This is a genomic window from Exiguobacterium sp. ERU653 (genome assembly GCF_018617775.1).
GTDB lineage: Bacteria > Bacillota > Bacilli > Exiguobacteriales > Exiguobacteriaceae > Exiguobacterium > Exiguobacterium marinum.
This window is the reverse complement of sequence record NZ_JACSKV010000003.1, coordinates 40,582-63,266: the sequence shown is the minus strand read 5'-3', so window position 1 is coordinate 63,266 and position 22,685 is coordinate 40,582. Positions and strand designations below refer to the sequence as shown.

Genomic DNA, 22,685 nt, shown 5'->3' with positions numbered 1-22,685 from the left:
GGGGAAGGGACATGGAGCGTTGGAACACACGTCAAATCATCGGATTCATGATTATTTTATTTTCAGTCGGACTGTTTATCGATATCGTGACGGGTGGGAATAGCGTCTTATTCAGCATGATTCTCCCGCTACTTCTCCTCTATATCGGACGACGGTTCAGTCGTCGGGGCAAGCAGTCAGCGAGCTATATCTTTTATGCGATTGGCGGCATCCTCTTGATCGGCTTGATTTTCTCATCTGCCGCATTCGGATTCGTGCTCTCGGGACTGTTATTGTTATTCGGGTACCGACTCTATAAAAATCGACCAGTCGAAGCGAAAATTCGGACACCCCTTCGCCAGGAGCAAGCTTTCTCGTTCGGTATGAAAGAATCAGGACACTATGTGTTACGTGATACGAACGAGTTCTTTTTACTACGGGATGTCGAGATGGACCTATCACAAGCCATTATTCCGGAAGGGGAGACGTTCTTACTCCTGAATGGTCTTGCAGGAGACATCCGAATTCTCATTCCAGCGGGTTATGACTATTCGATTGATGCGTCGATCGGTTTCGGTAAAGTTCAGGTAGATGACTCGAACTATTCGCCAGTGTTCAATCGCCGCTTCTATACAGCGTCCGATGATTATGTTCAAGCCACACGGAAAGTTCGGATTCATATCGTGCTCATGAGCGGAAGTGTCGAGGTGATGACGGTATGAAAAAAGATTCTTATCCACGAACGGTCGTTTGGCATCAGTTATTTAGTAGCCTCTTGACGGCTTTCTTAATCACAGTAGCGTTTCTCATAGGTGACTCGACTTCACTGAGCGATTTATTTTCGCGGGAAGAAGGGTTGCCTTTCGGTGTGTCCATCCTTGTCATTGCCGTGTTGATTGGGAGTATTTTCGGCGTAGGCTCTTACTTTTATTTGCGTCGAGACTTTCGAGAAGTCGCCAATGCCTTGTGGAAACTGGAAAATCAAAAAGACATCACATTCCGTCCGATGTCTCCTTATCGGGATACACTCGAACGAATCGTCCGCGTGTCAAAACAGCGGCAAGAGATGATCGAGATGGCGAAGCGTGTCGGAGAGCGCCCAATCAGTGTAGAAGAGGCGCGAAGTGAGGCCGTCGTCGAAGAAAGACGTCGCGTCGCACGAGAACTTCATGACTCGGTGAGTCAACAGCTCTACGCCATCTCGATGATGACAACGGCGGTCAAACAGACGATGCAGACGAAACCGGAATTAGCGAGTAAGCAAATGGAACAAGTCGAGCTCATGGCTCAAACGGCACAGGCGGAGATGCGCTCGTTACTCCTGCAGCTGCGACCGGTCGAACTAGAAGGCATGACACTCAAGACGGGAATCGAACGTTTGTTAGAAGAATTGTCGCGCAAACAGTCGACCGAGCTCGTCTGGCGATTAGAAGAAGTGAAGCTGTCCCGTCATACCGAAAATGAACTATTCCGCATCGTACAGGAGGCCATCAGTAACACGTTACGGCACGCCAAAGCGAAACGTTTGGAAATCGAGATGCGTAAAGTGCAACAGACGGTCATTTTAAAGATCAACGATGATGGAATCGGATTTAATGTGGACGATACACAAGTCGCCTCATATGGATTACAATCGATAAGAGAGCGCACGGCAGAAGTCGGTGGAACGTTGCGGTTGGTCAGTGTGCCGAATGTCGGGACACAAATCGAAGTACGTGTGAAACAACAAGTGGAGGGGTAATGATGATTCGAGTCGTATTAATTGATGATCACGAAATGGTCCGAGCGGGCGTGTCTGCTTTTTTATCGACACAACCGGACATCGAAGTCGTCGGCGAAGCGTCGGACGGAGCAACGGGAGCGGAGCTTGCCATTGCAGAAAAACCGGACGTCGTCCTCATGGATCTGGTTATGGAGCCTGTTGACGGGGTCGAATCGACGAAACGAATTAAAGCAAGTTGGAAAGAAGCGAAAATTTTAGTCGTGACGAGTTTCTTAGATGATGAGAAAGTATATCCGGTGATCGAGGCCGGTGCGATGAGCTATGTCCTCAAGACGGCGAACGCGAACGAAATCGCGGATGCGATTCGTCAAACCGCTGCCGGAAATCCCGTCATGGCCGCCCAAGTGACGGGAAAGATGCTCGAACGTCTGCGCCATCCGGAAATGACACTCCATGAGAGTCTAACTGCCCGTGAACGAGAAATCTTGCAACTGATGGCGGAAGGTAAATCGAATCAAGTGATCGCAGATGAATTGTTCATTTCACTGAAAACGGTGAAGACACACGTCTCAAATATTTTGACGAAGCTTGACGTCTACGATCGGACACAAGCGGTCGTCTATGCATTCCAACATAATTTGGTCAGTAAAGGATGACCGACTACATAGCTACATGCGCCAGCGGGGGCAGGCCCATGACGTCTATGTCTATGACTGTGACAAATCACTGACTCATCAGCCGGTTTGAGCACATCGCCTTACAGACGATGTGCTTTTCCTTAAAGTGAAGTGATAAAAAGGAGTTGGAGTCCCAGAGCACATGCCGGGAATCCAACTCCTTTTCTTATTTGATAGACCAGGCTATCTTACGAACAGATCAGCCCTTTTTTTGTGCTTGTATTTGTTCGTCGATTTCAGATAGGTACGCCCAGCGTTCCATCTTCGTATCGAGTGCTTCTTTCAGTTCTGCAATCATTGCATACAATTCATTGACTTGACCGAGGTCGCTACCCGCTGTCGCGAGTGTCGTTTCCTGTACTTCAATCTGTTCCTCAAGCGCAGCGATGTCTTCCTCGATTGTGTCCCATTCCTTCTGTTCTTTGAAGGTGAATTTCACGACTTCTGATTTCGGACGATCTTTCTTCTCTTTCGGTTCTTTCTCTTTCTTTACTTGACGAACCTCTTCTTGGCGTGTGGCCAGATAATCGCTATATTCTGCGTGATACACTTGGATGGCTCCATCTTCAAATGCAATTAACTGGGCGGCGACACGGTCTAAGAAATAACGGTCGTGGCTGACGGCGATGACAGTGCCTGGGAACGATTCTAAATAGTCTTCTAACACGGACAACGTTTCCGTATCCAAATCGTTCGTCGGCTCATCAAGGAACAAGACGTTCGGTTCGTCCATCAAAATTCGTAACAGGACGAGACGGCGTTTCTCGCCACCGGATAACTTTGCAATCGGTTTATATTGTGCGTCCGGTGTGAAAAGGAAACGCTCGAGCATTTGACCGGCCGTGATGGTCTCGCCATCCGGGGTATAAATCACTTTCGCAATTCGCTCGATTTCATCGATGACACGTCTTGACTCATCTTCAAACTCAACTTGTTGACCGTAGTAACCTAGATGAACCGTTTCTCCATGCACGATTATACCGCTTGTCGGTTCCAAACGTTTCGCGAGCAGGTTCATGAGCGTTGACTTCCCACTCCCATTCGGTCCGACAATCCCGTACCGTTCACGGCGACCAAAAATCCAATTGAACTGTTGAATCAATAACGATTCGTCGTATCCGAAAGACATGTCTTCGACTTCAATGACTTTTTTACCGAGGCGACGTGAACCAACCGAAACATCGAGCGCTTCTTCTTCCGCTAAGCTCTCTTGATGTTTCAAGTCTTCAACGCGTTGAATGCGGGCTTTTTGTTTCGTCGTTCGTGCTTTTGCACCTCGACGTAACCAAGCGAGCTCACGGCGTAAAATATTTTGTCGTTTTTGTTCCATCGACTGGGCGCGTGCTTTTCGCTCAGCACGCTTCTCAAGAAACAGTTCATAGTTTCCGTTATAGAAGTAACTCGTTCCGTCCGCAATCTCTAAAATATGGTTTGTGACACGATTCAAGAAGTAACGATCGTGGGTGATGAGAAGGATTGCGCCTCGATAGTCGGTAAGCATCGTCTCGAGCCACGCAATCGTATCGGCATCGAGTTCATTCGTCGGTTCGTCTAAAAGTAATAAATCGGCCTCATCCAGTAATGCTGCGGCGAGAGCGACTCGTTTTTGTTGCCCGCCGGAGAGCGCATTTACATCGACCGATAAGTCAGGTAGGCCAAGGCGGTTCAAAATTGATTTTAGTTTTGCTTCCGTTTCCCAAGCATCTGCAGCATCGACGGCTTGTTGAGCTTTCATGAAACGTTCGAGTAACTGCTCGCTCGTTGGATCCACTTCGAGTGCTTGACGGGCACGTTCGAATTGTTTCAGCGCTCTCACAGACGGGGTATCGCTTGTGAACAGGGCGTCGAGAATCGTTTGACCTTCGCCGAATTGGACAGTTTGAGTCAAATAGCGAATTCGATAATCGTTCGGATGTTGCATTGTTCCCCGATCAGCTGTCTCAGTACCGGCGATGATTTTCATAAACGTCGACTTTCCAGAGCCGTTCACACCGATGATACCAATACGATCTCCAGGGTGGATGGTCATCGTCACATCATCAAATAGTACTTTATCGGCAAACTCTTTATGGATGCCTTCAATCATTAATAAACTCATGCGTTCTCTCCTTCAATCTGTTGACGAATGGCTGCTTCAATCGTCGCTGCGATTTCTTTGTTTGGCAGATCGGCTGGGTCGATTGCTGGTAGGAACGTAACGTCGACTGTTGCCGGAGTAATTCGGTTCTTTGCTTCTAGCAGTTTGTAGCTGCCTTGAATCGCGACAGGAACAACCTTGGCACCGCTTGATGTTGCGAGCGTCAAACTCCCGGCTTTGAACTCTTTCATCGAACCGCCTTTTGAACGTGTTCCTTCCGGGAAGACAATCATCGATTGACCAGACTGAATCGTCTCGACACCGGAACGTATCGCCTTAATCGATTGACGACGATCACTTCGGTCGATGAAGATGCAGCCCATCAATTCCATCCAACGCGGAATAATCGGGAATTTTTGTACTTCAATTTTTGAAATGAATGCTTTCGGTCGTTTCGTGGCCGTCAACATGATCGGCACGTCGAAGTTTCCTTGGTGATTTGATACATATACGACGGGCTCATCTGGAATCAGTTCCTGTCCATGGACCCGAATATCGGCACCCGCAACTTTTAGCAAGAACTGAGCCCACTTATAGGCGATGTCTTGTACATAACGATAACGTTGTGGAGGTTCGATTTTCTTTGCTCTCTGTAAAAATGGAAGGGTGATTGGTAACACTGCAAAAAATGAGAAAAACCATACTACTGTTCGAATCATTCTATTTTCTCCTCTCATGATGACAACAAGAAAGAGTCTTCTTCTCTTGACGAGAATCCGACCCTTAGGTATGAATCCTTATTCCCAAAAGCGAGAATCGCTCTCTTCTTCCTCTTCCTCGAGTTCGAATGTAATGCGTTTATTCACAGGATCGACGACGAAATAAGCGCCGTCTTGCTCAATGCTTTTGATTTGCATGGCTTGGTCGTTGCCGATTTCAAGAGTGAGACGGATTCGATTGTCATCATCGACAAGTAAGATCCCGTCTTCCTTTAACCAAAGTTCCATGACGGGTGAATAACGAAGTAGCCATTCATTCGATAACGGAATTTCATTCATACGTTTTTGTGCCTCCTGCGATTATAAATCCATTGTACGTTGTCTGTTCCTCCATAGGATACCAAATGTGGCGAGTGAAGACGAGCGTTATGTAGAGCGTTTTCGTGTCGTTGAATGCATTCTGGCCACGACGCGTTTGATTCGCTTTTGATTTCGTCTTTCCGCGAAGAACTCATTTGCCTGCATGAAGAGTTGTTTAAAGGAAGAGAGGGCCATCGCAATTAAGATAGCGAACAGAAATGTTCCGATCGGATCTTTGTACAATTCAGTCTGGAATAAGAAGGCAAGTCCTACAACAGACAAAATCGAAGTGAGAAAATAAAAAATCATAGCGGAATCTCCTTTTCTTAAATGATATGAAAGAAAAAGGCAAGGTCTTCTAATTCGTATTCGACCTTTTGAAAGAAACTCCTGTCTATATCATGTAAAGAAAAAACGCCTTCAGGTGGCTGAATGGCGTTCACTCTTGCGTCATGTAAGTTGTGGATGACGATACATTCGTATCGACACCGTTTGAAAAAATAAAACTGAGTGATGCTAATAATGCGAAAAAAGCGACAAGCAGACCTTTCGTAAATCGTTTTGCAAATGAACGAGACTGTATATCAAACATTTATTATCCCCCGATCGATACTAAATGAAACCATTTTCAAACTGGACACTTCCTATATAATAACGTTTTCAAAATAAGGATACTAGAAGAAAAAGGTCCGTTCACAAAATTGTCACAAAATTTTAATAAATTAGGATCATGCTGCTAATTTCAACGTAATTTTATCTTTCAATTCCTTATTCACAATTTAGACACAAATAGGCTGAATGCTGTAAGAGAACATGATATGATTAGGAACGTGTGTAGATAGGTATACTGACAGTAATAGCTTAGAAAAGGATGTGGGTGTAATGGCATTGCGCGCAGGAGAAGTAGTAGACTTGGTCGCGGAACGTTCTGCTGATTTTGGAGTATTCATTAGTAACGGACGCGAAGAGGTACTCCTTCATCGGAAAGAACAGACGGAAGAAGTGACGGTTGGTCAAACGGTTCGTGTCTTTTTATATCATGACTCGGAAGGGCGTCTCGCATCGACGATGACCATTCCGACGGTCTCATTTGATGAGTACGAATGGTTTGAGGTGACGGGCGTTCGATATAACACGGGTGTCTTCGTCAATATTGGAATTCAAAAAGATGTTCTCGTTTCGATGGATGACTTACCGGAGAACCGTTCCTATTGGCCACAAGCAGGGGATCAATTATGTGTTCGTTTGAAGTATGACCAAAAAGGACGTTTACTTGGGGACCCTGCACCTTACGCGTATTTAAACTTGTTGGCGAGACCTTCTAAAGAAGAATGGAGCAACCAAGACGTTCAAGCGGTCGTCGTCAATAAACGTGAAGTCGGCGTTAACGTATGGGTTGAAGGCGAATCACTCGGTTTCTTGCATGAAGCAGAGATGACACGTTGGCCACGACTCGGTGAACAGTTAACGGTCCGCGTGACACAGGTCAAACAAGACGGAACGGTCCTCGTTTCAATGAAGCCGCGTGCCTATGAGGCAATTGACGGTGATGCAGCGAGTGTCCTTTCTTATATCGAGGAACGTGGTGGACAAATGCCATATGGCGATAAAACCTCACCAGACGTGATCGACCGCGAGTTCGGCATGAGTAAAGCCGCATTTAAACGGGCGCTCGGAAAATTGTTAAAAGAGAAGCGAGTTGAAAAACTCGACAACGGCTATAAATTGAAATAAGATAACTGATGTTCGGGTGACGTAAAAGTTTTAAAATGTATTTCTTTCATTTTAGGAAGAAATACGTTATAGTTAATAAAGTTGACTATGAGGAAACATTGAGAAAACGTCTGTAGATCTGTCGAACTGAACTCAGACGTTTTTTTGTATGAACAAAGGAGAATATAATTTGACAAAATTTCAAGACTTACAATTAAGTGAAGCATTAGTAAAAGGTGTACACAAAATGGGCTTCGAAGAAGCAACACCGATCCAAGCTGAGACAATTCCTGTCGCACTCACAGGAGTGGACGTATTAGGACAAGCACAAACAGGTACAGGGAAAACAGCAGCTTTCGGGATTCCGACTATTGAGCGAATCGATTCAAAGGCACGTCAAGTCCAAGCACTCGTTCTTGCACCGACACGTGAACTTGCGATTCAAGTTGCAGAAGAATTAAACAAAATCGGAGAAGCGAAGCGCGTTTACGCTCTTCCTGTGTATGGTGGTCAGCAAATCGACCGTCAAATCCGTGGTTTGAAAAAGAATCCACAAATCGTCGTTGCAACACCAGGACGTCTCATGGACCACATGAAACGTAAAACAATCAAACTTGATAACATTCAAACAGTTATCTTGGATGAAGCAGACGAAATGCTTAACATGGGCTTCGTTGAAGACATCGAAACGATTTTGGCAGGTCTTCCTGAAGAGCGCCAAACGCTTCTCTTCTCAGCAACGATGCCACCGCAAATCAAGAAGATTGCTGAGCGTTTCATGAAGTCGCCGACAATCATCAAAGTAAAAGCAAAAGAGATGACAGTTGAGAACATCAACCAACAGTTCCTCGAATTGCGCGAAGGTCAAAAATTCGATACGCTTTGCCGTTTGATCGACATCGACTCGCCAGAACTTAGCATCATCTTCGCTCGTACGAAGAAACGTGTTGATGAAGTGACAGAAGCACTCATTAAACGCGGATATACAGCAGACGGTCTTCACGGAGACTTGACGCAATCAAAACGTGACCAAGTCATTCGTCGTTTCAAAAATGGAACAATCGATATCTTGGTAGCGACAGATGTCGCAGCACGTGGACTCGACATCTCAGGCGTAACGCACGTTTACAACTTCGATGTGCCACAAGATCCAGAGAGCTACGTACACCGTATCGGTCGTACTGGTCGTGCTGGTAAAACAGGTACAGCCCTCACGTTCATCACACCACGTGAATTTGGACAAGTGAAGGCGATTGAACGCGTAACGAACAAGAAGATGAACCGTCGTCACGTACCGACGATCGCGGAAGTACTTGAAGGAAATCAAAAGCAAGCAGCTGAAGAGTTGATCGAACGCGTGCAAGCGGGTGATTTCAAAGCTTACACGCAACTTGCAACAGAACTCCTTGAAGAGTACGAAGCAGTTGAGCTTCTCGCTGCTGCCCTTCGTGGACTGACAAAAGAGCCAGATTCAACACCAGTTGAAATCTCGTACGCTGAACCAGTTCGTGTGAAGCGCCAAGGTGGCCGTGGTGGCGATCGTGGTGGATACCGTGGTCGTAACGACCGTCGTGGTGGCGGTGGCGGTGGCCGTGGTGGCGACCGTCGTGGCGGACGTAGCGGAGACCGTAAAGGATCATACCGTGGTGGTGACGATCGTCGTCGCTCGGATGACCGTGGTCCACGCCGTCCACGTGACTAATCATCATGAAATGCCGCATTTCCTTAAGTGGATTTGCGGCTTTTTTTATAGGGTCATGCTACACTAGTTGAGTAGAGATGGAAGGATGAGGTGTCAACGGATGGTGGAATTAAGTTTCGGTCTCCTTGTGCTGCTTGGTTGTATATTTGCACTAAAACCAATCGTGTCAAAGACGGACCGTCCTAATTTTCGTTATATCCCCGTGGCGACATTGTTATTTGGAGCGATGATTTTTCTAGTGTTAGCCATTGGAGTAGGCGGAAAGATGGGCATTGCATATGGCGTGATGAGTATCGTCTATTTTATTGCTTGTTTCGGTGCCTATATGTATGTACACACGCGAACGAGCTGAATGTAGCTCGTTTTCGCATTTAACGAAGAGGTGATGAGTTGTGGATGCGGTAGAAGTGATGGTCCACCCTGAAGAAGTAATGGTAACTTATGAACCAATTCTTGGGGCGGCGACGTTTCAAGTGGAAGGATATATGGTACATGGTCGCTTTCGTGGCGAATCGTTAACACCGTTTTTTTATGATGATGACGTTCCGCTCGAATATCAGTTGGACATCTCTCAACGAATGGAGCAATTAGCAGCGGAACAACTTCGTGACGCCAAGCAGTTTGTCACGTTCAGATGCCGATCTGAATGGATACTCGAAGAAGGGGGAGAAACATTCTTAGCTCCGCTTCGTGCATTGAACTTTCCATTACATCGCATTTATGTGACGCTTCAAGGAACAGATTTAGTTGATGTTCCCCGTCTGTCGCGCGTCATTCAATATTATCGGTCTTATGGATTGAAGATTGCTTTAGATTTTGCAGAATCGACCAGTATTGAGGATATTATGACCCTTGCACCTGAATTGTTACTTGTCGATCTAGGGACGATGGTTGAGAAAAAGACATTATCGGTCACGTATCCGAACATGCTTCAGACGATGGAATATATCGCTTCGAAGCTCGGTGCGCCACTCCTGTATAAGTCGATCAATCATGTCGGACAACTTCGTTACGCTTGGCAACATGGTGGCCGCTATTATATGGGTGGTCTGCTTGGGTTGGAGGATGAGCGACCTCAACTAGAAATTAAAGGAATGGGTGTGTTGGCACAAGAAGTGCCTTCATTCTTTTTACATGACCAGAAACGATTGAACCGATTATACGAACTTGAATTTGAATTGCACCGTCAGATTGGCGAACTGGTTCAATCCGGTAAATGGTCTCGAGATAAGAAAGATGAATGGATTCAATACATCGCGCCAAAGCTCGAAGAAGTGTTTGTTCGTTATTATTTGACGGATAAGACAGGCTTTCAGACGAGTGCGAACGTCTACTATGTAAATGAAGAATGGCGCGTTGACAATACGTTTCGGGGGTATAACTGGAGTTTCCGACCGTATTTTATTCAGACGATGGCTGCGATGGATGTTCGAGGACGTGGTTATTTATCTGATGACTATCGTGATTTTAGTTCGAATGAAGTGACGCGCACATTCAGTTATCCACTACCAGATGGCATGTTCTTATTCGCTGACTTGTCAGAAGACTACTTATACCAGAATCGATTATTAGACTGAAAGGAAGAACAACAGATGTTAGATTATGATTATGATGCATTACGCGAAATCGGTCGAATCGTTGCACTTGCGCGAGACGAGATGGCAAAAGCAGTCGAACCGGGTATGACGACAAAAGAATTAGATGCAATTGGGCAACGGATTTTAGAAGAAGAAGGTGCAGCTTCTGCGCCGATTACGATGTATGAGTTCCCAGGGTACACGTGTATCTCACTCAATGACGTCGCCGCCCATGGGATTCCTGGGGAAGAGGTCATTCAAGAAGGCGATATCGTTAACGTTGACGTTTCGGCTGTGAAGGATGGCTATTATGCCGATACAGGTCGTACGGTCATTGCCGGGACTGCGAAATCACCTCAGCACGAACGTTTGGTAGAGGTATCATTGACATCGCTAGAAGCTGGACTTGGTAAAGTGAAGGCGGGCGTGAAAGTCAATCAAATCGGTAAGGCGATTTATGCGGATGCGAGAAAGAACGGGTTCACCGTTATCCGTAACTTGGCTGGACACGGTCTTGGTCGGACGTTACATGGGGAGCCGGAGACCATTTCGAACTACTACAGTCGTGAGGAGAATCAACTCTTAAAAGCTGGGCAAGTCATTGCGGTAGAGACGTTCATCTCCACGAAAGACGAAGTTGTTTATCAGTCGGAAGAGGACGGCTGGACGCTCTTTACGCCGAACAAGAGTCTTGTTTCGCAGTTCGAGCATACGGTCGTTGTCACAGAAGATGGGTATGAAGTGTTAACGGGATCGTTCCGTTAAGTAAAAGGTGTGGTTCATGCGAACCACACCTTTTTTTATCAAAATTAGGCGAGAATACTCCCACTTCTAAGCGAAGCGTAGGGGGGAGTTCAAGCTTGTAATGAAATTGTTTCTTCTCGCATCTGTTCAATCACAGCCCAGTTCGGTTGTACCGAATCTGGGAGAATCAACTTTCCATTTTCCACTTCAAGTGGTGTATCGAGCAAATCTTGTTCAAAATAGGCACTCGTTCCCGACATATCTGCGGGGAAGCTCGCGCCGCTTAGCGAAGCGAACAAGAGTGTATGATATCTTCCAATACCGGATTCATACATTCCGCCGACCCAGTATGGCGCACCATATTGTCGGATGTGGAGCGCCTCACTTAGACCGCCGACACGTGCGGGTTTAATGTTGACGATTTTTCCCGCACCGAGCTGTGTCATCGTTTCCACGTCATCATAAGACGTGATGGACTCGTCGAGACAAATGGGGGTCGTGAGTTTTGCTTGGAGAGCCGCTGATTTCGCGAACTGTCGGCTCGGGTATGGCTGCTCGATCATCAATAACCGATGGGCATCGAGTTGTTCGAACCATTCCATCGGTTGATCGGACGCGCTTCCGTTCAAGTCAATCATGAGTGGTGCGTCGGGGAAGACCGCACGAATCTCGCGCAGAGCAGGAAGTAGTTCATTAGGAGATGCTTTTAATTTGATTCGTTCGAATCCGTCAGCCAATGCCGTCTCAATGGATTTCATCGTTTGGTTCAGTAAGCCAATCCCGATTGTTCGTCCGCAAGAAACAGAATCTCCTGCGTTCATGTATGACTTGAGTGATTTGTTCGCGCGTGCCGCTTCAATCTCCCAGAGTGCACTTTCCCACATCGCCTTTGCCATTCGCTGACCGATGATGGACGAGACCAAGTTCGGAAACACGTCCGTCGTGACCGTCTCCCTTTTCAGTAAATCGAGAATGAGTTTAGACGTATCCACCATGGATTGGGTTGTTTCTTCCGTGTACCAAGGTGTCTCAAAAGCGACACCTTCACCGTATCCAACGATACCGTCTACGGTCTCTAGGCGGAGGATAAGCGTTCGTCTGACGGATAAGACGGCGTGTGCCGTCACGATTGGGTGTTTAAACGTCAAGGGAACAATGGAAAGGTCAGCACGTTTAATCATGGCAGTAACTCCTTTAAGCGATGGCGCATTAGTTTTCCGTTCGCGTTTCGTGGTAGTTCCTGTGCGTGATAAATCGCAATCGGGTGTTTATATCTAGCTAACTGGGAATCGAGAACTGCCTTCATCTCTGCGGGGTCATAGGAGCCGACGACGAAGGCGAGCGGGACCTCTCCCCAGGTCAGATGCGATTGTTTTGTGACTCCGACATCTTGAACGCCGGCACATCGTAACATCACGGCCTCGATTTCGGCCGGATATACATTTTCACCACCTGAAAGAATGAGGTCGCTTCGGCGATCGTGTACATATAAATAGCCATCCTTCATCGTGCCGAGGTCGCCCGTTTTCCAGTAACCGTCTGATGTCCAGACGTCTGATTCAGGTTGTTCGAAGTATCCGCTCGTCACCGTCGGACCTTTTACCTCAATCTCGCCGTCCACATTGATTCGAATACTAGTTGGGGCGATTGCCTGACCGCTCGAACCGATATGCGAGAGTGCTTCGCTCGGAAGCAACGTGGCGACTTGAGAGCACGTCTCCGTCATCCCATATGTCTGGGCGATTGGTAGTTGCCGTCGTTCTGCTTCTTCTAGTAATGAGCGAGGGACTGGTCCACCTCCGACGAGTAATGTGCGAAGCTGGTGTTTCTCTAAGCCGGTATCGAGCAGTCGCTGCAGCATAATCGAGACGAGCGACAGTTGGGTGATTCCTTCTGTCTCGATGATATGAAGTGTTCGATCGACATCAAAACGTGGCTCGACATAGAGCGTCGAACCGATGATAGCACTCCGATACACTTGAGACAGTCCGCTCATGTGAAAGAGTGGGGTCACCGCGAGCATATGGTCTGTTGCTCGATAGTCCAGATGTGCTTCAGCGGCCCGCGCACTAGCGAGATGATTCCCGTACGTCTGCTTTACCGCTTTAGCCCGCCCCGTCGTACCGGAAGTGAACATAAGAGACATGGTTTCATCTCCTTTCCACTCATGTGTCACGGTGAAACATGAAGTGGCCCGATGTGTGATCAGAAGTTGGGTGACGGACAAATCGATTTCTTCGTCTACGAGAAGGAGGTCCACTTTCGCTGTTTGTAACTGAATACGTACTTCCTCCTCGGTTAGCCGTGTATTCAACGGGACCAATACTTTACCGAGCAGATGCACCGCGTGGATGGCGATGACATAGTCTTTGCTGTTTTTAGCGAATATGCCAATCCGTTCGGCAGTAGATGTCTGTTCATGGATGAATTGGGCAAGTTGAAGGCTCTCGGTACGTAACGATTCCCACGTCAGTCGATCTTCAGACGTCACGAGTGCGAGGTGTGACGCCGGGTGTTTACGAATCCATTCATACATATCAGTCACCTCCAAAAAAAGAGTAGCGACATCGCTACTCTCTCAAAAAATTAAGGGAAACGTGGGAATTGACCGAAGTCAGGATCACGTTTTTCTTTGAACGCGTCGCGTCCTTCTTTTGCTTCATCTGTTGTGTAGTAGAGAAGCGTTGCGTCTCCAGCGAGTTGCTGAAGTCCAGCAAGACCGTCTGTATCTGCGTTCATCGCTGCTTTCAAGAAGCGAAGTGCAGTCGGTGAGTGTTGTAAGATTTCTTGGCACCATTTGACTGTTTCTGCTTCGAGTTGCTCGAGTGGGACGACCGTGTTGACGAGGCCCATCTCGAGTGCTTCTTGTGCATCATATTGACGGCAAAGATACCAGATTTCACGAGCTTTCTTATGACCGATGATGCGAGCTAAGTAACCAGAACCATATCCTGCATCGAACGAACCGACTTTAGGACCTGTTTGTCCGAAGCGAGCGTTGTCCGCTGCAATCGTCAAGTCACAGACGACGTGAAGGACATGTCCTCCGCCAATTGCGAAACCTGCGACCATGGCGATGACCGGTTTTGGAATGACGCGAATCAAGCGTTGAAGGTCGAGGACGTTCAAGCGTGGGATTTCATCTTCTCCGACGTATCCGCCGTGTCCACGAACTTTTTGGTCTCCACCTGAACAGAATGCCTTTTCGCCTTCACCTGTCAAGATGATGACGCCGACTTCTTTATCGTCACGAGCGCGTGCGAATGCATCAATCAATTCATTGACCGTCAACGGACGGAACGCGTTGCGCACCTCTGGACGGTTGATCGTAATTTTGGCAATTCCGTTCCACGTTTCATATTTAATGTCTTCATACGTACGGACCGATGTCCAGTTCGCTACTGATTCCATTTTAAATACCCCCTAAAATCAATTTCTTTATTATTGTACCAAACTCTGATGCATTCTCGATATGAGGAGCATGCCCTGCATTTGAAATTTCGTAGATTTTAAAATCGGGTCGTTCTTCCTGGATGTTTCGTGCAATCGCTTTAAACTTGAGATCTTCTGCTCCGACAATCAAGTCAGTGCGTGGTAGATGGTGTAGCTTTCCCCATAACGAGGGCATATGACCCGTTCCGATGGCCCGTAAACTGTCTGCAAGAGCAACGGGATGTTGTGCGAGTCGGTCCTGTCTGAGCGAACGCTTCATCTCTTCTGTTTGTCTCCAAAGCGGAAGGTTCTCCCATCGCTTGACGAAAGCAACAAGTCCTTCGGTTTCGATAAAGTGAGCCAATTCTGCGTCTTGGCGTCGACGTGAGGTCCGCTCTTTAGAGGATAAAAGACCAGGAGTCGTACTGATCCCGATGACATGTTCGACGCGCTTGTCACATGCGGCGAGCGTCAATGCGATTCTCCCACCGAGTGAATAGCCAACGACTGTCCAAGGGCGGTCGTCCGTATCCAGTAAGTGGGACAAATCCTTAATTTGTTGACTCATCGTCGAACGATTGACGGAAGGGTATTCAGTTGCACCATGTTGAAGGAGCGATGGTGACACGAGGCGAATCGGTAACGCAGGGAGCGAATCGACCCAATGGGCGTTTCCGGTGAATCCATGTAAAAATAATACCGGTCTTCCCTCACCGCGATGAATCACTTCATAACGGACGCCACGCAAGTCGATGTTCATGACTCATTCTCCGTAGTGAGACGATCGCAGACCGATTGAGTCCACCTCCGATGAATCATCACATTCTCCTCGCGATTCGATGGGAATTCAATCAGGTGGATGCCGTCTTCGATTGCCTCTTGAATTTGATCAGGTCGTTCAATCAGACGATAGGACAAGCCATATGTCTCAGCGAAGCCACGGATGTTTAAATCGAGCGGTGTCCCGAACAAATCTTCGAATAATTGCGTGTCGACTGAAGCTTGCGGGAGGAAGGAGAAGATCCCTCCACCGTTATTGTTTGCAATCACAATGGAAAATTTTCCGGGATGATGTTTTAACAGTTGCAAGGCATTGCTATCATGATAGAACGCTAAATCACCAATCAATAGAGCGCCGTGAGACGTATCATAGCTGTTTCCGAGTGCACTGGATAACACACCATCAATCCCGTTTGCGCCTCGGTTGGCGAGAACGTGTTTGTTCGTGCCGGCAGAAAGTGTTGTATCCACATCTCGAATCGGCATGCTGTTACTGACGAATAGACGCTCTATCGATGTATCGAGCAATCGTTTCGTCAATGCCGCTTCACCTTGAAGTGACGATTTTGCAGACTCGGCAATCTCTTCAAAAAAGCGTAAACGCTCAAGATACCGAGGTTCGTTTGCGGATGCGATGAGCGGTAGAAAATCGAGTGCGTCGCCGTAACAGATGGTAGCACGGCTACTTGGGTCGCGATAAGACCCTGGCTCATCGATGACGAGTTGGTCCGCCATGCCCATCCATTGATTGAATCGCTTTGAAACAGGTGCAGCCCCGAAACGGACGAACACCTCAGGCAGCCAATCGGCTCGATGCTCACTTGCGAGCCACGTGTCATAGTTGGTCAAGACGTCGTCGAAACGCCGCATGCCGCTGAGAGGATCGGCGAAGATCGGGATTTGTCGTTCGGAAGCAAATTCAACAATGGGTTTCTGCCAAGATGTTGGTGTGTAAGGTCCGACGACGAAGGCAAGCTGTTTGTGACTCGTCCGTTCTGAGAAAATGTCTTTGTCTGCCTGTGTCGGCCGAATACGCTGTCGTTCTGGCAAGACAGGATCAGCCTTCAATATCTGTTTCAATGACTCGAGATCTGGAAGAAGAGGTTCCCGGAACGGTACATTCAAATGAACGGGTCCCATCGGTGCTTGCATCGCTAGAGTCGTGAAGCGGGTAATCGTTTGTTGCATGAACGATAACGTTGTTTCTTCAGGAACGGGCAAATCAACGCTCGTCTTCACTTGTTCCCCGTAGAGCCGGACTTGATTGATTGCTTGTGGTGCCCCGACATTCCGCAATTCATGTGGTCGGTCGGTCGTCAGTACGACGAGTGGCAACTGTGATATGAACGCTTCCGTCACAGCCGAGTAGTAGTTTGTCGCAGCAGTCCCACTCGTGCAGATCAGTGCGACGGGACGAATGGTTGCTGTGGAACGTGTCAATCCGAGCGCAAAAAATCCGGCAGAACGCTCGTCGACGATAATATGATGACGGATATGTGGATGTAGATAAGCCGCCATCGCGAGTGGAGTCGAACGAGAGCCAGGACTGATGACGACATCCGTCACGCCGGATTCTACAAGTCGATTCACCATGGATGCTACCCAATCGGTCAACATCTTATTCATGTAGGGGTGCCTCCTTAATCGTGCGAATCAAACTGCAGAGCTTGTTTGATTGGACTCATTTTCATTTCAGTTTCTTCGAGCTCTTGCTCGAGCACAGAGTCTTTGACGATGCCGCATCCTGCATAGAGTGCGACGAATTGATGCTGAACGAGTGCTGAACGAATCGCGACGACAAATTCGCCATCACCTTCGTTGTCAATCCAACCAAATGGAGAACCATACCATCCGCGGTCGAACCGTTCAATTTCACGAAGCAATCGGACCGATGTCCGCTTCGGTGAGCCACCAAGTGCTGGCGTTGGGTGTAATGATTCCGCTAACGACAGCAATGAGGCGTTAGTTTCAAGTGTCACCTGGATTGGAGTATGCAAGTGGAACACCGAGCGATTCGCCAAAATTTGTGGAGTTTCGTTCGTTTGAATTGGTGCGGTGTACGGTGTCAGTGCTTGTTTTATATCTTTTACGACAATTTGATGTTCTTCGCGATTTTTTGGATCGTTCAGCAACTGTTCCTTCGCGAGGTCGCTTTCAATTTCTGTGTCAGGACGCTTGATTGTGCCAGCGATGGCCGCAGTATGCAGTTGCATACCTTCTTTTTGTATTAGTCGTTCGGGTGTCGCGCCAAAGAAACCGATGTCACGTTTTGGTTGGTATAAGTAGATATAACTTGATTCTTGATGGTCTGCCAAATGCTTCAAGCTTTTACTGAATGGGAACGCATCGTCGGAACGCTGATAGATTTCTTCGCGCGCGATCACGATTTTTTCGACCAGTTCTTCTTCAATCAACTGTTTCGCCTGTTGAAAACTCGACTTGAAGTGATCGATGCCATCCTTCACTTTCGAATAGGACGGTGTCGCTTCCTTTGTCGGATGAAGTGAACTGAACTGGGCCAACTGATCCGCCAACTGAATCAAGTACTGTTCAACCGACTGCTTTGAAGAAACGAGGGTGGCGACTGTCAACGTATATCGGTTTTTATAACGACGGTATAAAAATTTTGGAACGACGAGAGATGCCTCCCCAAAGGCATCCCACATACTTTTTTGTGGACGCATGAATGTGTCAAATGAAAATCCGGCGAATGCATAGATTTTGGCATCAACGTCTCGTCGGTGTAAACTCCAATCGTACTGCAAGCGTTGAAACCGTTCTGGTCCAGAAGCACTTAAGACAAGCGCATCTCCGCAACCGAGCATCTCAAGCGTGCGGTCCGGTGTCATGAAATAGTAGTGGGACGTATCGGTGTTCTGAATGATTTCAAAAGCATCGAACGCTGTAATTTCCCAGGTGTATGAAGCGAGGACTGGACGTTGCCAAGCTCGCGCCCGTTTATGGGCTTGTTCAATTCGTTGTTTTATATGTGTTTGAGTATCTGGCATAAAAGAAAAGCCTCCTCAATCCGATAGAATTCTCACTTTTTAGTGTATCATGAGTTTGCAATCGACCTGCCTATGAAATGCTCGGAAAATTATTCGGAAAATGAGATTGTAGGCTGGCGTTGACAGATTTTTTCCTCGAGACGTAAACTAACGAAGGGAGGGAAGTAAATGAAACAGAAATCAAAAGGGGCATATTGGCGAATGATTCGCCCGCACACCCTGACAGCAAGCTTTATTCCGGTCTTGCTCGGGACGTTCATCGTCCTCAATCAAACCGAGCTGAAGTGGGGACTTTTTCTTGCGATGTTAGTGGCGTCTGTCCTCATTCAAATCGCAACGAACTTATTTAACGAGTATTATGATTATAAACGTGGGCTCGACCATGAAGGATCGATCGGGATTGGTGGCTCAATCGTTCGTGATGGATTTACGCCGAAACAGGTATTGACGATTGCCCTTAGCATGTATGCTGTCTCAGCGTTACTCGGGTTATATATTGCCGCATCCACGAGCTGGCATTTGCTATGGATTGGTGCGTTGTCCATGCTCGTCGGCTACTTGTATACCGGGGGCCCATTGCCGATCGCCTATACACCGTTCGGGGAGCTCGTCGCAGGTCTATTCATGGGCTATGTCATTATTGGAATCGCCGGTTTCATCCAAATCAATACGGTGACGACGGAGTTATTACTCGTATCGTTTCCGATGGCATTATTAATCGGTGCGATCTTACTTGCGAATAATATTCGTGACTTAGATAACGATAAAGAGAATGGTCGAAAAACGATTGCTTGTTTAGTCGGTCATCGACGTGCGGTGTATGTACTTGCGATGTTCTTTATCGCCGCATTAGTCGGCATCATCGTCGCCGTAGTGTATTATGGAGTCACACCGTGGGTCTTACTTTCACTATTTACAGTGCCGGTCATGGTTCAGGCGATTAAACAGTTTTGGCCAAAAGCAGAACCAGCTGCATTGATGCCTGCTATGGCGATGACAGCGAAAGTGAATACGTTATTCGGGGCGTGGATGGTCGTTGGACTGATTGTGTCGAGGTTTGTGATGTGAGAAAAGGGGAGGCGTTAACGTGTCAGTCGTAAAGGAAATGCTTGAATTTAACAAACGTTTCGTAGAGGAGAAGCAGTACGAACCGTTCGTGTCCGATAAGTTTCCGGATAAGAAAATTGTGATTTTAACGTGTATGGATACACGTTTGACGGAGCTGTTACCTCAAGCGTTAGGACTTAAGAACGGAGACGCTAAAATTATTAAAAACGCCGGTGCTGTCCTGTCACATCCATTCGGTTCGGCCATGCGTTCGATTTTGGTGGCCCTCTACGCACTAGGAGCGGAAGAAGTCGTTGTGGTCGGACACTATGATTGTGGAATGGCAGCGATTGAACCGTCTATCGTGATTGAAGAAATGGAACGTCGGGGAATCGACCCTCAAACTTTGAAAATGCTAAAATCGTCAGGAATGGATTTAGAACAATGGTTACATGGCTTTGATTCAGTAGAGGAAAATGTCGTTCATTCCATCAATTTAATCAACAATCATCCCTTGTTACCACCAGGCACGAATGTCCATGGATTTGTGATCGACCCGGCAACGGGACGTCTTGATCCAATAGAAGCATAAGAAAGGAGCGCGTTCATTTTGTGAACGTGCTCCTTTTGTATTAGCCATACGTGTTAGTGGGGATATCATCGTAGTCATCTTCTTGTTGTTTTTGTTTTGCTTTCTTTTTGTTCTTCTTGAAATCCCGTTCGTATTCTTGTTCGCTTGGCGTTTTAAAGAAACGCATCCACGTCGCGTTGATCTCAGAACCGATAAGGATGATCATTCCAGTTAATTGCAACCATAGCAAGGTGACGATGATTCCGCCGAGCGATCCGTAAGTTGAATCGTAACTCCCGAAATTTGAGACGTACAAGCTGAATCCTAATGACACGAGTTGCCAACCGATGACACCAAAGATGGCCCCAGGAATCGTACTTTTCCAAAACACGTGCTGCTGTGGTGATATTTTATAAAAAATTGAAAGCGTCAAAATTAAGACAACTGTTGTCAAGACGTATCGGAATACGTTGATCATCAACTCTTCAGCGCCGGTGATGTTCACTGGAAAATATTCGGTGATAAACGTGATAATTTGTGACCCGAATACGTTCGAAAGAATGAGCAACAACATGCCGATTCCAAGTAAGATAGTTAATCCGAGCGCTAAGCCTTTTTTGACAAAAAAGTTACGTTCATTGTCTTCACCATAAGCGTGTAGTGCTGTCGTCACGAGACGGTCGACACCTTTTGAGGCAGACCAAATCGCTAAAATTGCACCGATAGATAACAGACCGCCTCTCGGTTCGCCAATTGCTTCAAAAATCCCGGTCAAAAAATCAGAAGCGGCTGAACCGGGAGCTAAATCATTCAATTGATTTTGGAACGTGTCTTGTGAGATATCGAAAAATGATAAGAGTGCCAAAATAAAGATAATCCCCGGGAAGATGGATAAAAACCAAAAGAATGCGAGAGTTGCCCCGTAATCTTGTACATCGTGTTCTTTAAAGCGTCGAAATAATTCTTTTCCAAACGAGAACCAATTCTTCTTTTCCTTTACTTCTGTCATCGCCATCATGAAACCCTCCTGAAACAATCATTAGTGAACGTTTCCCGAAATTGCTTAAAGGTACACTTGATTACGCCTCAGACAACGTCAAATCGTAAAAACGTGTCTCTTGTGAGGCTAATTTTTCAGCGAGCGATGGGGGACGAATCGGAAGATGGGGTAATGCTGATCGTTTGATCCACATAGGGGTATATGATCCGTTTGTTTGTTCTTCTTGAAACTCTTCACCTGTTCCGGTACCAAATTCGCCACCTGTCATTTTCGCCCAATAGTAAGGATTTAACTCGTTATTGAATGCGACGTAGGCAGCCACGCCTTCTAATTCTACATGGACGCCGAGCTCTTCAAATGCTTCGCGAACGGCAGTTTCTTCTGTTGTATGACCGTATTCGACTCCGCCACCAGGGAAGACGTAATAAAGCACGTCTTCCTTTTCACGTCGAATCAAAGCTACTTCATCTTGATCATTTATTAAAATGATCGCGCTTCTTAATTTCGTTCGAACCACTGAGATCGTTCCTTTCATTCCTATAATTTTGCACAAAACGCATCGACGATTCGCCGATGCGTTCAACTCATTCTTGCGTAGGTTGTTCTAATGATGCGTACATATCTTGTGTCAATCCATTCTCATGTGACGAGATAACTTTTCCGGCGATACGCATCCCTAGTCGAAGTGCATCTTCGATAGAGTGGCGCTTCATGAGTTCAGAGATGACAGCGGAGAAGAATGAATCACCGGCACCGGTAGAGTCGGCGACTTTCACTTTCGTCGTCGGGACGTGACCTTGTTCATTCGTGCGGAGATCGACGTAAACGGCACCAAGTTCGCTCATCGTGACGATGGTGAGGGGAGCGCCTTTCATGGCGAGTACTTCAGCGACACGCAGGGCATCATCCACGGTGACGATTGACATATCAGATAAGATTTCTGCTTCTTCCCGACTACAGATGAACCCCGTAAACCCTTGGAGTAAATGACGGTTTCGTTCAATGACAGAAAGGTGGCCGCACACGCCGTACAGCGGCAAATCCATAACGCGACATAGTTCAATCGTCTCGTTTAGTACGTTGACCGACAAGTCTAAGTCGATTGCGACCGCATCGCTCTCTTCAAAGACGGTATCGATTTGGCGTAAAATAGCTTTTTCCATTCGCGCTTCGTCAGGTTGCTTTGAAATCGACGTTTGGAGGTCGCCGTTGTTATCCATAACGGCGAGCCACATACCCATGCCGTTATCTTCGAGCATATCAACCCCATCGACGTTTACGTTCAAACAACGTAATTCCTCGAGGACACCGACGCCGATTTGATCGTTCGTAACGGTTGAGACGAAACGAACATCATTGCCGAGTACTCCTAAGTTTTGCGCAACGTTGCGACCTGTTCCACCATTAGAGAAAGTGATGTCGCCGACGTTCTTCGCATCTTTATGGAGCGGTGCGAAGGAAGTCCCTTTAATATCGACAAATACCTTGCCGATGACTGCAATCGTATTCATATCTTGTACCACCTTTAGCCAATCTTTCGATCTAATTCAGTCTTTTAGACACATTGTTTCAATTA

24 protein-coding genes are annotated in these 22,685 nt (G+C 47.0%); 10 read left to right on the top strand and 14 right to left on the bottom strand.

Annotated features, from left to right (window positions below; genetic code table 11):
* The first annotated feature begins 11 nt into the window (after positions 1-11).
* Genes liaF through KNO95_RS11780 form a run of 3 tightly spaced genes read left to right on the top strand, consistent with a single transcriptional unit; the run spans position 12 to position 2,358 of the window.
* A complete protein-coding gene (gene liaF / locus KNO95_RS11790; protein WP_214701126.1) occupies positions 12-701 on the top strand; it encodes a cell wall-active antibiotics response protein LiaF in 690 nt (229 codons plus the stop codon).
* Positions 698-1,720, top strand: a complete 1,023-nt coding sequence (locus KNO95_RS11785; protein WP_026826762.1) for a sensor histidine kinase — start codon at positions 698-700, stop codon at positions 1,718-1,720. The genes liaF and KNO95_RS11785 overlap by 4 nt, the downstream gene beginning before the upstream one ends.
* Before the next feature lie 2 nt (positions 1,721-1,722).
* Positions 1,723-2,358: a response regulator gene (locus KNO95_RS11780; protein WP_015880838.1), complete on the top strand. Its 636-nt coding sequence runs from the start codon at positions 1,723-1,725 to the stop codon at positions 2,356-2,358.
* A 220-nt stretch (positions 2,359-2,578) separates the two neighbouring features.
* On the opposite strand, the gene KNO95_RS11775 is transcribed toward KNO95_RS11780, so the two are convergent.
* The 5 genes from KNO95_RS11775 to KNO95_RS11755 form a co-directional block, all read right to left on the bottom strand.
* Positions 2,579-4,477, bottom strand: a complete 1,899-nt coding sequence (locus KNO95_RS11775; protein WP_214879081.1) for an ABC-F family ATP-binding cassette domain-containing protein — start codon at positions 4,475-4,477, stop codon at positions 2,579-2,581.
* Positions 4,474-5,175 carry a lysophospholipid acyltransferase family protein gene (locus tag KNO95_RS11770; protein ID WP_214701130.1) on the bottom strand — a complete coding sequence of 234 codons (702 nt, stop codon included), beginning with the start codon at positions 5,173-5,175 and terminating at the stop codon, positions 4,474-4,476. Before KNO95_RS11770 ends, KNO95_RS11775 begins: the two co-directional genes overlap by 4 nt.
* Before the next feature lie 78 nt (positions 5,176-5,253).
* Positions 5,254-5,514, bottom strand: a complete 261-nt coding sequence (locus KNO95_RS11765; protein WP_026826759.1) for a hypothetical protein — start codon at positions 5,512-5,514, stop codon at positions 5,254-5,256.
* A gap of 87 nt (positions 5,515-5,601) precedes the next feature.
* Positions 5,602-5,844 carry a hypothetical protein gene (locus KNO95_RS11760; protein ID WP_214703935.1) on the bottom strand — a complete coding sequence of 81 codons (243 nt, stop codon included), beginning with the start codon at positions 5,842-5,844 and terminating at the stop codon, positions 5,602-5,604.
* A gap of 130 nt (positions 5,845-5,974) precedes the next feature.
* Positions 5,975-6,127: a hypothetical protein gene (locus KNO95_RS11755; protein WP_167330583.1), complete on the bottom strand. Its 153-nt coding sequence runs from the start codon at positions 6,125-6,127 to the stop codon at positions 5,975-5,977.
* Between the two features lie 290 nt (positions 6,128-6,417).
* Between KNO95_RS11755 and KNO95_RS11750 the strand changes: the two genes are divergently transcribed.
* From KNO95_RS11750 to map, 5 genes are all read left to right on the top strand, one after another.
* Positions 6,418-7,269, top strand: a complete 852-nt coding sequence (locus KNO95_RS11750; RefSeq protein WP_026826757.1) for a CvfB family protein — start codon at positions 6,418-6,420, stop codon at positions 7,267-7,269.
* Between the two features lie 169 nt (positions 7,270-7,438).
* Positions 7,439-8,950 carry a degradosome RNA helicase CshA gene (cshA, locus tag KNO95_RS11745; RefSeq protein ID WP_251125183.1) on the top strand — a complete coding sequence of 504 codons (1,512 nt, stop codon included), beginning with the start codon at positions 7,439-7,441 and terminating at the stop codon, positions 8,948-8,950.
* 100 nt (positions 8,951-9,050) lie between these two features.
* A complete protein-coding gene (locus tag KNO95_RS11740; RefSeq protein WP_026826755.1) occupies positions 9,051-9,302 on the top strand; it encodes a hypothetical protein in 252 nt (83 codons plus the stop codon).
* A 40-nt stretch (positions 9,303-9,342) separates the two neighbouring features.
* Positions 9,343-10,527, top strand: a complete 1,185-nt coding sequence (locus KNO95_RS11735; protein ID WP_026826754.1) for an EAL-associated domain-containing protein — start codon at positions 9,343-9,345, stop codon at positions 10,525-10,527.
* A 15-nt stretch (positions 10,528-10,542) separates the two neighbouring features.
* Positions 10,543-11,292, top strand: coding sequence for a type I methionyl aminopeptidase (gene map, locus KNO95_RS11730; protein WP_214703936.1), 750 nt, complete (start codon positions 10,543-10,545; stop codon positions 11,290-11,292).
* Positions 11,293-11,381: 89 nt separating this feature from the next.
* Here the strand turns inward: map and menC are convergent, their stop codons facing one another.
* From menC to KNO95_RS11700, 6 genes are read right to left on the bottom strand one after another with little or no spacing between them, the layout of a single operon-like run.
* A complete protein-coding gene (gene menC / locus KNO95_RS11725) occupies positions 11,382-12,452 on the bottom strand; it encodes an o-succinylbenzoate synthase (RefSeq protein ID WP_214701137.1) in 1,071 nt (356 codons plus the stop codon).
* Positions 12,449-13,807 (bottom strand): o-succinylbenzoate--CoA ligase, encoded by a 1,359-nt coding sequence (gene menE, locus KNO95_RS11720; RefSeq protein ID WP_214879079.1) that lies wholly within the window; start codon positions 13,805-13,807, stop codon positions 12,449-12,451. The genes menC and menE overlap by 4 nt, the downstream gene beginning before the upstream one ends.
* A 50-nt stretch (positions 13,808-13,857) precedes the next feature.
* The gene (gene menB / locus KNO95_RS11715; protein ID WP_026826750.1) at positions 13,858-14,682 is read right to left on the bottom strand and encodes a 1,4-dihydroxy-2-naphthoyl-CoA synthase; all 825 of its coding nucleotides are present in this window, start codon (positions 14,680-14,682) and stop codon (positions 13,858-13,860) included.
* A gap of 1 nt (position 14,683) precedes the next feature.
* The gene (locus tag KNO95_RS11710) at positions 14,684-15,463 is read right to left on the bottom strand and encodes an alpha/beta fold hydrolase (protein ID WP_214703940.1); all 780 of its coding nucleotides are present in this window, start codon (positions 15,461-15,463) and stop codon (positions 14,684-14,686) included.
* Complete coding sequence (gene menD, locus KNO95_RS11705; protein WP_214703943.1) at positions 15,460-17,109, bottom strand: 2-succinyl-5-enolpyruvyl-6-hydroxy-3-cyclohexene-1-carboxylic-acid synthase; 1,650 nt, start codon at positions 17,107-17,109, stop codon at positions 15,460-15,462. The genes KNO95_RS11710 and menD overlap by 4 nt, the downstream gene beginning before the upstream one ends.
* A 14-nt stretch (positions 17,110-17,123) precedes the next feature.
* On the bottom strand, positions 17,124-18,491 hold the full coding sequence (locus KNO95_RS11700) for an isochorismate synthase (RefSeq protein ID WP_214703945.1): 1,368 nt from the start codon (positions 18,489-18,491) through the stop codon (positions 17,124-17,126).
* 168 nt (positions 18,492-18,659) lie between these two features.
* Here KNO95_RS11700 and KNO95_RS11695 point away from each other — a divergent pair, with 168 nt between their 5' ends.
* Positions 18,660-19,559 carry a 1,4-dihydroxy-2-naphthoate polyprenyltransferase gene (locus tag KNO95_RS11695; protein ID WP_214701148.1) on the top strand — a complete coding sequence of 300 codons (900 nt, stop codon included), beginning with the start codon at positions 18,660-18,662 and terminating at the stop codon, positions 19,557-19,559.
* A 37-nt stretch (positions 19,560-19,596) separates the two neighbouring features.
* Positions 19,597-20,130: a beta-class carbonic anhydrase gene (locus KNO95_RS11690; RefSeq protein ID WP_034771569.1), complete on the top strand. Its 534-nt coding sequence runs from the start codon at positions 19,597-19,599 to the stop codon at positions 20,128-20,130.
* A 40-nt stretch (positions 20,131-20,170) separates the two neighbouring features.
* Here KNO95_RS11690 and KNO95_RS11685 read toward each other — a convergent pair whose 3' ends face one another.
* From KNO95_RS11685 to KNO95_RS11675, 3 genes are all read right to left on the bottom strand, one after another.
* Entirely contained in the window at positions 20,171-21,124 is a 954-nt protein-coding gene (locus KNO95_RS11685; RefSeq protein WP_026826744.1) for a YihY/virulence factor BrkB family protein, read from the bottom strand.
* Positions 21,125-21,188: 64 nt separating this feature from the next.
* Positions 21,189-21,626, bottom strand: a complete 438-nt coding sequence (locus KNO95_RS11680; protein WP_084483614.1) for an NUDIX domain-containing protein — start codon at positions 21,624-21,626, stop codon at positions 21,189-21,191.
* A gap of 67 nt (positions 21,627-21,693) precedes the next feature.
* A complete protein-coding gene (locus KNO95_RS11675) occupies positions 21,694-22,620 on the bottom strand; it encodes a carbohydrate kinase family protein (protein ID WP_026826742.1) in 927 nt (308 codons plus the stop codon).
* Positions 22,621-22,685 lie beyond the last annotated feature (65 nt).